Origin of the sequence: Vreelandella sp. 21 (genome assembly GCF_050995515.1) — a bacterium.
GTDB lineage: Bacteria > Pseudomonadota > Gammaproteobacteria > Pseudomonadales > Halomonadaceae > Vreelandella > Vreelandella alkaliphila.
Map to the genome: position 1 here is coordinate 1,920,470 of NZ_CP194673.1, position 13,229 is coordinate 1,933,698.

3 protein-coding genes are annotated in these 13,229 nt (G+C 56.0%); 1 reads left to right on the forward strand and 2 read right to left on the reverse strand.

Translation table 11 applies throughout. The features are described 5' to 3' along the window. The first annotated feature begins 167 nt into the window (after positions 1-167). Positions 168-383, forward strand: coding sequence for a hypothetical protein (locus tag ACN06F_RS09015; RefSeq protein ID WP_433925033.1), 216 nt, complete (start codon positions 168-170; stop codon positions 381-383). Here ACN06F_RS09015 and ACN06F_RS09020 read toward each other — a convergent pair. Continuing rightward, positions 370-12,000, reverse strand: a complete 11,631-nt coding sequence (locus ACN06F_RS09020) for an LPD38 domain-containing protein (protein WP_433925034.1) — start codon at positions 11,998-12,000, stop codon at positions 370-372. The genes ACN06F_RS09015 and ACN06F_RS09020 overlap by 14 nt on opposite strands. Further along, positions 12,000-13,220 (reverse strand): hypothetical protein, encoded by a 1,221-nt coding sequence (locus ACN06F_RS09025; protein ID WP_433925035.1) that lies wholly within the window; start codon positions 13,218-13,220, stop codon positions 12,000-12,002. The genes ACN06F_RS09020 and ACN06F_RS09025 overlap by 1 nt, the downstream gene beginning before the upstream one ends. Between the last annotated feature and the right edge of the window lie 9 nt (positions 13,221-13,229).

The window sequence follows — 13,229 nt, forward strand, 5'->3', positions numbered from 1 at the left end:
CACGATTTATCCCTCCATGGAAGTAACCTTTCAGCCATAAATATGCTGGATTCATTGATCCAATTCCAGCACAGAAGGCTATGGAATTTCCTGAGCAATAGCAGGCCCTCGCAGTAAACAGTCCTCAGATATAGTATATCCTTCATTAAAAGCCGCTGGAGTCTGCAATGGAATTGGGCAATTTACTCGGCATCGCATTAACACTTTTGATGCTAGGGGGACTAGTCATGACACAGCTCAACGGTGGCTTAGGTATGTGGCTGGCGGTTAGCTGGGTTGGCATCCCTGCCTTCTTTTTGGTGGCTGGCCTGCTGGTCAACCACCACTCCCTCCTGTTTGGCTTGGCTATCGCCATGGGTATCTATGCCTTTAGGCGTCGTTAGCCAGCCGCTGTTGCTCTACCTCCCTTCCCAATACTTCAACAATGCGGTTGCGTACCGTGCGTAAGCGCTCAAGCTCGCGACGCTTATAGTCTGGGTCCATCTCTGCACTTTGGCGTACTTGATCCATTCGCTTGTTAATGTCGGATAGATCGCCACGCGCGTCCTGCAGCTGTTTGCGCAAGCGAAGCAAGTCACCCTTGTTTTGCGCGAGCTCCCTCGCCTCCTCTATTGCCCCCATCTCTTCCATTTTCCGTAAGTCTGAATACACGCGGTCGGCTTCTTGCAGGCCTTTATAGAAAACATCCATGTAGCGCGTCGAGTAAGCAGGCGTCTCTAAGTCACGATAGAAACGACGGATAGGCCTTGATTCCGTCCAGCGGCTACTAGGCGCTTGCTGCCCATTCGCGCGGCGCCAGAAAGTGTCGGCCATACCTGCCGCATAACCGCCAACGCTTCCCAAGTAACCGTTCACTAGGTAGTCGATCTGCAGAGGCGAGAGTGCCAGCATACTGTCATTGCCGACGACGTTTTCAAGACCGCCTGACAACCAGCGCGCCGGCATGGTTGTGCTAGACCGAAAACGCAAGCTAGGAGATAACTGCTGATCCCAATACGGCTCAATTGGCCGATCACGGAAGGGGTCGCGGTTGGCGTAAATATCAAGCAAGGGCGCGGCTGCCTGCGGTACCGGATTAAAGCTAAACGTCTGGCTAATCATGTGCCATAACCGCTCTTTGAACAGGTCGCCGCCTGCCGTGTCGTCAATAAACTGCTGGGTAACGCGCTCGGCCATGGTGGAAATAGCACCCACTTCAAACGGCTTAGGAATGAAGTAAACGTCATCACCGTTGCGAACGTACCAGTAGGTATCCTTCTGCCATTCCGGTAACGCCTGGTACTCCTCGTCATCGTTGTTGTGCATCAACAAGCCGATAGACGCCACCATCAATGCGCCGGTTACGATGGAGAAGCGCTTAGCGCGCACCTTGTCAGAGTCGCTACCTTTGCCAAAGGCTGTTAGCAGTGTTGGTTTAAAGCCATCGCGGTACAGCTTATCGAGGCCCTGAATGCGTGCATTCAGGAACGGCACGGTATCAATCAGAAACCGCGTCATAAACCAGCTGCCATGGCTCGAGAAGTCCATCAGGTCGCGCGCCTGGAAGGCGGCGTATAGCTTCCCTTTATCAAGATTGGCTTGGTACACCTTGGCGCGGTTAATGTTCTCGGCAAACTCGGTGGCTTCATTCCAGCGGCGCCATAAAAACTTACCAGCCTGCAGTGCAGCGGCTGGGTCGTTAATCACCTTGGCGCGGCGAAGGTTGCGGTTTAGCTGAGCTTTCAGTTCGTCGCTACGGTCGCCGTATAGGTGGCCGAAGTTGAAGGAGCCTCCGCTGGCAATCATTTGCGCACGGTTCCGCTTGTTGGCGTAGTAACCCGCGCCGCGTACCGCATTCCATAGCGGGTTCATGCCCGCTGGTGTTACCGCCGCTGACTGCAGGGAATCGCGAATGGTATTCGCCGCCACGAACTCAGGCGTGACCGTGACCATGTTGGTAAGCAAACGCTTAAACCAGCGCATGGCTTTCATGCCGGAACTATCCATAACGGCTTTCATGCCTGCATCCGTCATGTTTACCAACGCCTTGTAAACCAAGTCGTCGCTGATCTCGTAAAACACCTGCTTACCGTCACGGAGAATAAACGTTGAGGTTTTGGGGTCCCGGTTAGATTCGGTCACCTCACCCGCGATCCCCACCGCCACTGCGTTATCAATGGCCTGCGTGGCCGCTTGGTTTTTCAGAGACGCCGAAAGCAGGTGGTGGTAATTCATCAGCGTGTTTTCTAGCAGGTCGCCAATACGCATATCCGCACCTTTAAGGCGCTGGTAGGCACGCTGCCGCGTCAGGCCTGCCGTGGAAGCTGGCCCCTGTACATCGTGGGTGTTCTCATCCAGCACGCGATAGAACGGCACGTAAAATTCTTCCGCCCATATTTCACGCTGGTCGCGGGTCAGCGACGCCCACTCCTGCATGATGTTGTTGTACTGCTGGTCTGGCGTATTCAGCGCATCCGGCTGCACTGTGTCGTTGACGTAGGTGTCTAGCCATTGTTCTAGCTCTTGGCGCGCCTGCGCATATATAGCCTGGGCGTTATCGAGCATGTCGCCTTCGGCATCATTGCGCATGGAAATATCAGCGCGCTTCAATTTATTGACCAGCGCTTCCGGAGCGCCGTACTGGCGAGCGATCACTAGCGCAGCCTCCGACTCGCTCATGGCTTTGCGCAGCAAGCCAGACTGCTCAGCGATGCTCAGCACGTCGTCACGGATGGCTTGGAATTGTTCGAAGACTTTGGGATAAAGCGTGCGGCGAGCCTCGCCATTTTTAGCGCGACCGTTATTCAGCTCCATCAAGCCGCGAATATGACGCTCTTCAAAATAGTTTTCACGGCCTTGCTCCCGCAGCTTTTCAGCGCGATTACCAGCGATCCAGCCCATAAAGCGGCTTACCTCAGCGGCATCCCCTAGCTGTGCCAACACTTCATGCAAGCTGTTTTTCTCGCCCTCCTGCAGCTCAATCACCTTTTGCTCAGGGTCGAGACGGATACGTCCGCTGTGAATTAGCGTGTGCAACGCGCCCTGTGCTGCCGGAGCCATACGCGCCAATATCCAGCTGGATGATGCCGTGCTGGATTCAATAAAGTCGCGGCCTAGCGCTTTTTCATCCAGCGCTTTCAAGGCAGCGAATTTGTCGACTATGCCTGCACGCAGCTTAACCGCAGCTCGATCCGAGACTTCGCGCACTTTCACCATCGCTGAACCGGTCGCGCTCAATGGCCCGATCATATCCAGTGCTTCGGCTTGGTCAGCATCAAGGTCTGTGAACTCGTCAGAGACGCGGCTTTGGTCAACACGACGACGCATAGCAAACGTCATGTTGTCGGCATTGCCCTGGTCGGCTTCTGCCTGCAAGCGTTGCAAGTAGTCGCGAGACTTCTCGCCTAGCTCAAGCACGTCAGTCGTTGTCCAAGGGATCGCAGGGAACGCGCGGCGCAACAGTTCCTTTATTTTCGCAACGGCGCGCTGCCATGCCGCAGGCCGGTGCCCTTTCTCAATGAGGTGGGCGACCATCTCTTCAGCAATAGTGACTTGGTCGTCAGGGCTATTACGGTCAAGGAAGGGATAATCACGCAGCACTTCATCACGCGCCTGGCGGCCAATCTTACTATGCGGCAAACGATTGTAGAGCTGACGCATCACCGGTACCAGCTCGTCACCCAGTACGCCGCGCACGCCTTTATGGCCGACCGCTTCGTGAATAGCTGTCTTAACGGCTTGGTCTACGCTGTCGTTATTAGCTGCGATGACATACAGGCGATTGCCTTCATAGAAACCGCGCACATCTAGCGGGTTAACACCACTCAGTGCCATTTTAAGCAGTGACATAGGCGGCAGTTCAGTGGTGCTCTCTACCACTTCAAAGTCGCCAAGCTGCTCGCTCATATTTTCCAGCGCTGTGACTACTTCATCAGCTGACGGCGCGGCTTCAGGACGGTCTGCTTGCGGTTTGACTGAATAGCGCTGATCAGATGAAGTTTCACTAGCCGCATCGATAAACGCTTGGCGTTGCGCTGTAGTTTCAAACTGAAAGCCAGGAATCGCGCCATCACGCTTATAGCTTGACCAGTAGCCGCCGTTTGCTTTAGCTAGATCGCGCAACGCGTTAAAGGCTTCGCGTTCAATACGGCCATTCATCTTGGCAACGAATAGCTCGATCCCCTTTTTGGCGTGCGTAGTTTGTGCCGTCTCAAAGCCTACTTCTTGGCCAGATAGGTTCGCGGCAGCGGTGTCTACTTGCGCCTCCGTCGGTAGCTCCACTCGAGTACGGTCAATGTCCACGCCTTCAATGCGGTCGAACAGATCGTTGATAGAATCCGAATTGCTCAGGTCAACTAGGCGGCTAGGTGCGCTGCCCTCATTGTCAGCATGCTTGTCTAAGATGACGATGCGCGTGGCTACCTTCGTTGAGGCACGCTCAAAGGTGGAGGTTGGCAACTTAACGTCAGCCGCCATACTGACGCCTTCCGTTTCCTCAAACCATTTGTCAAAGCGCTTATCGGCAGCAGGTCCGGTTGGGATTAATGCCACCACACGTCCACCTTGACGCAGGTGTGTCTTGAACGCTCGATCAAGGTGCGCAACCGCCGTTGAGCCACCAAGCCCAAACGGCGGATTCATTACAATGCTGTCGTACTTGTTGGATTTAGCTAGGTCTTCAAATGTCGACTCATACACCTTAGCCTCGCCAGCGGCCAAGCGAAGGCGAGACGCTAGCTCGTAAGAAGGCTCGACTAAATGCGTTTGAGCGGTTTCGGGAATCCAGCGGGCAATCGCGCCATGACCAGCACTAGGCTCTAACACATCATCCCCAGCACGAATGCTTGCCCACTCCACCATTTTGAGGCCGACCGGCTCAGGTGTCGCAAAGTAATCCTTACCTTCGCGGGATTTATTGCGAGCGGTGCGTTTTTGTTGGCCGTAATAAAACGACTTGGCGCGGTCAAAGTCGGTCATCTCGGAAGCAGTGCGGTCGCTGTTTTTGCCGCCTGCACCTTCACCTTCCATGCCCGCTGGGAAGTCGTCAGCATCTTGGTAGGCTTCGATGATGTTGTCTTTCAGCGCACGCGCTAAGTTACCCATTGCTAGGTTTTCAGCAGTACCAGCACGTTCTGCCAGCTTGCTGGCCACCATTGAACGCTCCATAGAAAGGCCGGTACTCATGTAACGCATAATGGCGTCCGACTGAACGCCCACGCGATAGATGCGTCCTTCGATCTGGATAGCCGCCGTCGGCTTGACCGGCAGCCCAAGGTTTAACAGCACCCGTTGGTGTTTGCCGGTGGTGTCATGCAGCGAAATACCGGCACCGCCTGCGTCAGACTGCACTGCAATCACATCGACGCCGCTACCATCCTGGTTAAACCGCTCAACATTCTTGGCGCGCTCAGCCTTACCAATTGTGCCGTTAAACTCTACTAGCTTGTCGCCAAATGCCTTACTTAGCGCATCGCGAGGGGAAGACAAGCCGGAAAGGTCGAGGTTATAAAGGTCTGGTCGCTCCGCTTTGAAACGCTTGAACATGCTGGAATCACCCTCGCCTGCCATCGGCCGGAAAGGGTGGAAGCCGCCGCCCTGGTTGTAGTCGTGGAATACGACCACTTTGCGGCCTTGCTTTAAGTGCTGCTCGATATAGGGAATTGCATGCTTGGCTTTGATCGATTCCAGCAAGTAGGCGCGATTGAGGTAGCTAAAGCGCTTGCTGATTCGTTCAGAAAGCTCGCTCCATGCCGAGGCTTCTGCCTGGGCGACGTCGTCACCTTCACGGGCCTGGTCTCGAGCGGAGCGCGCCCGCTCTTGCAGCCACTCCAAGCCCTCATCAATGCGCGTACCGATGCCATCGGCTACTAACTGGAAGCGACGATCATAGTCCTGATCCACTTCCAGCATCCGCGCGCGCATTGCGCCTTCGCTCTTGAGGCGTTCGTTAAACTCGCGCTCCATCAGGCCAATGTCGACCTCTGGCCCCGGCGCGTTGAGCTTGTTGTAGCGCATCCGATAGCCAAAGTTTTGCATGAAGAAGCTTTCGCGGGCGTCGCCTTCGTTATAGCCACGCACGCGATCTTGCTCTGGCTGGCCTTCGGCATAATCGAAGAGGTAGCCGTTCGCCCACTCAACAGACTTGCGGTAAGCAAACGGTGTGGCTGACAAGAATACGGCATGGGTATTGCGAGCTTCCCACTGGCGCACTTGTTCGCCTTCAATCTCACGGGCAACTTGGTCGAGCGCATCCGCTGCTTTTTTGCGTGCCAGTGACAATCGATTCTCTTCATTAGCGTCTTGGGCGCGTCCGCTGTCTAACGCCTGCACTCGCGCGGCTTCCGCTTGAGACTTAAGAGTTTCAAGCTCCTCCACTAAGTCTGGGCGCCGCATTTCGGCCAGTCGGCGGGATGAACCAGGGTAGCCAGTTAGAGCGCGAAGTGTAGAAAGCGCCCCCGTCTCTTGAAACTCATCGCGCTGTAGAAGATTGTGGGCCTCGTCGGCCATAATCAAATCCCACTCACGCTCAGCCAGACTGTTGTTCTGGCGGAAATTCGCGTAAGTGGTAATGACTGCGCCCTCGCCGCCATTGTCGCGGGTATCAAGCAGTTGCTTAATACTTAGGTCGACGTTCTCCCCTGCCGCAATCCAGTCGCGCGCAATCTTGTCGCTGGGCACCACAATCAAAATATTGGAACGCCCCATTAGCTCGTAGCGCTTCGCGACACCTAAGCCTGAGTAGGTCTTACCAGTGCCAGTACCATTAGCAAATAAAACGCCACGTCCGTTGGCTTCAAAAAAACGACGCTCAGCAAAGGCAACATCTTCCTGCTGTACTTTAAGAAGCTGAGGCACCGTTTCGGCAATACTGTCCAGCGACGCGGGGACCACATCAATTTGAGAGCCAGAAATGGGGGCTCGCTGATTTACCGCATCGAGAGCCTTGCGAGCATGTCGAGCAACTGCTTGGCTTGCTCCGGCGTTAATCGTTGCTCTTCGATCATTAACATTGTCGCTTCTTCCGGCGTTGTCACGTCCGGCAGGCTGGCTCTTAGCGACATACTCCCCGTTTCCTCGATGAACGCGGTTATCGCTTCCTGCTCGGCCAGCACCGGCGCGATCTTCTGATACGCGATTGCCACTGGATCGGGCACCCCGTGCGCCTCCAGCGCTTGGGCTTGATCCTCTAGGGCTTCGTTGAGCTCGTCCTGATCCATCGCGAATAACTTCTCCGCCCACGTCGTTTTCAGCGGCTGAGACTCCAGTATCTGGTTCAGTACGCTGGCCGGTACTTGGTACATCGGCATCGCCCTCATCGGTTAGTGTGTTAAGCGCCTCGCGCACTGCACTGGGATCGTCCATGCCTGCAATATCAAGGCCGCTATCTTCCATCATGTCTCGACCGCCATTGTACCAAGCGCGCAGGTAGGGACGTATCTGCTCGACGTTGGTGCCGAGGTCGCGTGCCATAGTGCGAGAGAAGTCGGAAAAGCGGCGAGCGCCTGCCTCAAGGTGAAAGGCTGCTAGCTCGGTGCCTAAAGACAGCATTTCAGGATCGATGCCGCTGTTTAGCTGGCCTAGCTTGGCGCGCAGTCGTTCGCGAATCTGGTCGGCGCGGTCGCGGGTAACCAGGGTATTGCTATCACCCCAGTTGTTAGAGGTCTCTTTCGGTGCAATAGGTGGCTGCTGCTGTGCAGTATGGGCGCGATTTGCCTTGATTCGCTCAACCACTTGCTGACGCGTCAATGCATCATAGTTGGCCTTTTGTTGACTGTAGGCATTGATATTAGCTCTGCGGTTTCGTCCAGCGGGAAGGCTCATAACGAAGCTGCTTGACTGAGTGGTGTTGAAAAAACTGTCGACCACCATATCTATGGCGCTATCGTCTATCCGAGCATCTCCCACTCCCTTATCCGCAATCAATAACCTCGCTATCTGATCGGCTAGTTGCTCTGTTGTGTATAGTTCGATACCACTTTCTGGTGTCGGCTCTGCGGCTTGTGTTGGCAGCGCATCAGAAATATCACTCTGATCACCGCTTTGCTCAACCTTTATTACTTCAGCAATGGGGGCTTTGGTGCGCCTGCTCGCCTGCAACCACTCCCCTTGGCTGATAACGGTGGAGCTGCCGCTTTGCGCGTTTGTGACGTCAAGGCTGCCATTCTTCCCTATGGCATTCACTCTATATCCGTTTCCAGTGCGTGCGTACCCGGCATCGCTACTCATAGTGATCATATCGCCAGGCATGGCACCGCCGAAGGCTTCGCTTGCTCGCTGCTGGCGTGGATTCAACTTGGCGAGCTTTCGCGGCTTGCTTGCTTTAGGAGCGGCTGCCGGTGGCTCGCTAAGCGACTGTGCTGGCTGTGCTGGCTGTGCTGGCTGTGCTGGCTGTGCTGGCTGTGCTGGCTGTGCTGGCTGTGCTGGCTGTGCTGGCTGTGCTGGCTGTGCTGGCTGTGCTGGCTGTGCTGGCTGTGCGCCAAAAATATCACTTTGCCCACGCAAAGCGGCAATATCAGCAGTACGTTTGCTGCCGCTTAGCATAAAGTCGTCAGCCTCACGGTCTGCCTGGACGCGCTGAGCCTCTTGGTTGCGCTGGTCGGCTTCGGCCTGTTCGGCGGCCTGAACTTCCTGCTCGCGCTGCGCAAGGCTTTCTTCTGTTTGGGTTTCGAGAAACACTTCTGATTGTGCAATTTCTTGCTCAGTAGTAGCGACATCACCAGTATCTTGCGCAATATCCTGCGCAATAAATCCCCACCCGCCCTCTACCTCAATGGGCTGGGCGTTCGGCGTGTCACGGAAGCGCTTAGATAGCTCGACGGCGCGGCGCGTTTGGAAAGGCTTGCCGTCGGTCTTTAGAGTTACCGCTGGCTCTGCTTGCGCTCCTGCTCCAATGCGTGAGCGTTGTTCTCCTGCACGCGCTGTTCGTGCGTCGTTGACTGCAGGTACTGGGTCACTTCGTCCAGCGTCTTGCCCTGCTTGATCAGTCTGTCCGCTGCTAGGTGCTGGTGTACGTCCTTCGCTCGCTGCTGGGCTGTTTGTGCCATTCAGTAGTGCCTCTTTAAGTTCTCGCGTCACGCTTGCCAGCGCTTCGCCATCCTTCACGCGGCGCGCGGCGTCATTGATTTGTTGGTTAATTTCAGGCGTGGTTGTGGCCCGCTCAAGTAGCGCAATGGCTTCTACCGAGGTTTCCTGCAGAGCGTTGTTGCGATCCTTGGCGATGCGGTTACCTGCCTGCTCAGCCGTTTGGGCGTTATCGTTCAGCGTAGCGAATAAGCGCTTGTCGCGCACCAGGGTTTGGCGCAGGTTATCCATTACCTTCACACGCTCGCCAATGAGCGATTCTGCCGGATCATCACCAAACAAGCCGCCTTGCTCGCCTTGGCTTTCAGCAAAGCCAGCTTGGCGCACTTCATTGGCTAGCAACTCGCGCTGATTATCGTTGGTGGGCTTCACGCGTTGGAACACGCCCACGGCGGCCATTTGCTGGTCAGGGTCAGCAAAAGAGCGGCCGATGACCGCGCCGTCTTTTTCGGTGATCACCTTGTTAAGCACTGCGCCAAAGGGCTCGGTATCGAGCTTGGCAATATTGGCACCGTCGCGCACAAGCTGAGTGCGTGGCAGGTTACTCTCGCGTATCACCGCATCGATATCGCCTTCGCTATTACGGAACACCTTGGCGGCATCCATCGCTGTGGCGCTACCTGCGGCAATGTTCGCCTCGGCGGCCGCGCGGCGAGCATCCTCAACAGTAACGCCATCGGCTTCTCGCAACACAATGGCGTTCACGTCAGGCTGCTGCAGCTGACGAGCCAAGTTAATGCGGTGGTGGCCATCAGCCGCGTACACGCTTCCGTCAGTACGCTCATGCAGGATTAGATTGCCTGCGCGCAAGTCATCCCACTTCTCGATGCCTTCCAGGCGAGTATCCACGCCCTGCTCATTGACCTCAGTGCGGAACTGGTAGGCCTCTGGGTCTACTTGTATACGCTCCACAGGCATACGTCGCGGCGTTTTGGTGTCCGGGTCTACAGAAGGCTGATCGGGGGCAATGGCGGGAGTCGCTTCTTCTGCCGTCTCCCTATTGGCTGTAGGCACATTGCCGAAAGGCAGCTCCATAGCGCCTTTACTAACCCACTGCTTCAGGTTTTCAACGGGCGTTTCAGAAATATCACCCAGCCCCTGCCAACCGTCTTCATAATTATCTAGGTAACCTTGGCGTGCCTGCTCTAATGAATCAAAGCCAAGTAGCACCTTGTGCTCATCAAAGGTGCCATCAGGGTTGATTTGATCAACTACATAGGCACGCTGGGAGCTAGGGTTATCACCTACAAAAACATCGAGATTGTCGCCGTCTGCCGCCTTCGTGCCCTTAATATCACCATAGTGGTGTGCCATCAGGCTTTCCCACTGAGCGCCTTCTGGTGTGGTACCACGACGTGTTGAGCCTTTAGGGTTCTCGATGGCAATGTCAAATCCGTTTAGCCTTATACGCCCCTTTCGATAGTTGCCCGCCTCGGCTTGAGCGGGGGTAGGCTCGGTGTTTGTCTCGCGGGCTGCTTGTTCAATTTGCGTAGTAGAGTCTTGTAGCTGTAAGCCACCTGCTTGCGCTGCGTCGTCGCCGTTAATCGTAATAGTGGTGTCGGGAAGATCAGTATTAGGGTCGTAATCGTCAATGCCATCTTGTGCGGCCTGCTCGCGCCACGCATCCTCCCAACGGCGTTGGGCGTCCATATCCAAGCCTGTCGCTTGCTCCGGTGCCACTTCGGCTTCAAACGCAGCGTCAACCGTGGGTTCTGGCTCTTGAACAGGTTGTGATTGCGGCTCTCGGTTATCGTACTCCTCATTAATAGCGGCAATATCTTCTGGCGTACGTTCTCGAACGGCATCATTAGGCGTGCGCTCAGGCGTGGCGTCTAAGCCGCCACCAGCTGCCCCAGCAAGGCCAAGGCCGCCGCCGAACATACCGCCTAGCACGGCATCGCCAAACGTGCCTTCGCTAATATCCTGATTGCCGCCAATCGCTTGGTTAGTGTTAGCGCGAGCCATCATTGTTTCGCTGACTTCCTGCAACGCCTCTGCAGGTGCCTCAAGACCGACACTTTTAATTGCTCGACCAGTAATGCCACCTCCAACTGCACGCTGCATAGGCCCAAGCACATAGCTCGTCACCGCACCACCGGCAGCACCTATTGGCGCGCCACCCAAAAACGCCGCAGCGCCTGCTGTTTTAGCGGTCTGCTGCCGTGCTACTTCATGGCTTAGGCCGTTATCGCGTAAGTCGCGGTATAGCGTTGACGCTTCACTCAACTGCGTCTCGTCCATACCCATCACGCGGTCTTCGGCCTCACTGGCTTGCGAGCCACCGGCTTGCGTGCCGCCCATTAATGTCATGGCCACGGCCACGCGCTGCGGCGAGCCTGCGAGCATGGTGGCCGCCTGCGGTGCAAACTGGCCGATCAGTCCGGCCATTTGTGCGGCATAGCCGGTAACGCTGGGGTCTTCACCCATGGACCAAGTGCTAGGTTTGAAAACATCGCCTTCTGGCGTGCTGTTCTTCATTACTTCGCGGAAGGCCTCGGTCTGGCTGGCGTCAATTTGCTCCGAACCTTTCTGCATCCAGCCTTCAAACGCCTGGAACGCATCGCTCGGTGCCATACCGCCAAGCGCGGCATCGCCTTTGTCGATCAAGTCGCCCAAGCCTAGTTTGCGTAGGCCAGACTCCACTAGGTCGCCACCCCACGAAAGGAAGTCACCCGCACCACCAATGGCAAAGCCGGTGCCGCTAACGCCACCTTCCAGTGCTTCTAAACCAAAATCACTAGCGCGAATAGTGTCAGACGGCTGCTCGACAGGCGATTGAGGTTGCTCTTGCTGAGGCGCGCGCTCCATTGCCAATCCTGTTGGCTCTGCTGGCTGCTCGCTAGCAACAGGCGCTTCTTGGCTGGCATAACGCTCCCAGGGTTTGGCAGGCGCGGCATTTGAGGGCTGCTGTTGCTGATACTTTTCCCATGGTGCTGCCATTAGCGCGCTCTCCAATTGTCCGGATTAGCGGGGTCGCCGCCTAAAAATTCATAACCGTCTTCTACGTGACCAACTTGCGGAGCTTCTGGCTGTACATTTTCCGGAGGTTGTGAGCGCTGCTGACCTGCAGGTCGGTTAAAGACTTTTCGAGACGCGGTATCTAGCTCCGAGGCCAACTGCTCGCGCCTTTCGGAAAGCTGGGTGCGCTCATCATCCGGAAGGGAATAGGAGTCCAACTGATCGTCAATACGCTTCAGTTCATCGCCAAGGAAACTGATATACCGCGTATCTGTCTGAGTGCCTTCACCCGCTCTTGCGCGCACCGCTTCGTAGGCTTTTGCAAAGGTTGGGTAGACCTCGCGCTCCACCAGCGCTTGCGCCTCCTGAATACGGCTTGGCGTGCTGCCGCTGCCACCACTTGCGACGCGTGGCGCCCGTCCTAGCACCTGCTTAGTTTCACCAGTCACCGTATTGCGTTGCAGAATTGAGCCGCCCGGCCCTTGCACTTGCTCCCAGCGTTCGTTGCTATCACCACGTAATAGGCCAAGCACCTGTGACGCACGTTGCTGGGCTTCTGGCGTGCGCATGGTATTGCGTAGCAAGCGCATGCCTTGCACCTGCTCTACTAGTGCTTCCACTGGCACGTATTTCACCAGGTCATCGTCAGCGGTACCGCGCCCTTCGGTCATCGGCGCGCGGTAGGTGTTGCCGTCTTCCCCCACCACCTCAAGCTCAAGTGCCACACTTTGGCCGTCGGGAGCCGGATACATGCCCACCACACGTTTTTGCCCACCCTCGCCGCGGTTAATCTCAGCACCAAACATTTGGTTGAGCGCTTCCAGGCTTTCGGGATCGTTGGCATCTACGGTGGTGTTAGGGTCGATAACGTTCATCGCTTGATTGATCGATGCGTCTGTTTGAGGGTCGAGCGCTGCCCAAAACTTGGGATACTTCCTCAGCGTTTCCAGCTCGTCCTCAGCCACATCCATGCCCGAACCAATTTTTCCCAACGTGAACTGTATGTTTTCCATGTCGCGTTGGCGTTGCACATCTTCCTGCTGAGCGCTGAATTGCTCGCGCTGCATATCCATACGCTCTTGCTGCATGCCCATTTGCTGGTCGGCGCGCTCATCAGCACGCTGACCGCGCTGGTACTGATTCATCAGCCCAAAGCCTTGAGCAAAGCCACTCGCCAAGCCGCGTGTATCTAGTCCTGCCATGGTGTTCTC

Excerpts from the sequence above, each read along its gene's own strand:
- ACN06F_RS09015 (WP_433925033.1), top strand. The coding sequence starts at position 168 with ATGGAATTGGGCAATTTACTCGGCATCGCATTAACACTTTTGATGCTA.
- ACN06F_RS09020 (WP_433925034.1), bottom strand. The coding sequence starts at position 12,000 with ATGGCAGCACCATGGGAAAAGTATCAGCAACAGCAGCCCTCAAATGCC.
- ACN06F_RS09025 (WP_433925035.1), bottom strand. The coding sequence starts at position 13,220 with ATGGCAGGACTAGATACACGCGGCTTGGCGAGTGGCTTTGCTCAAGGC.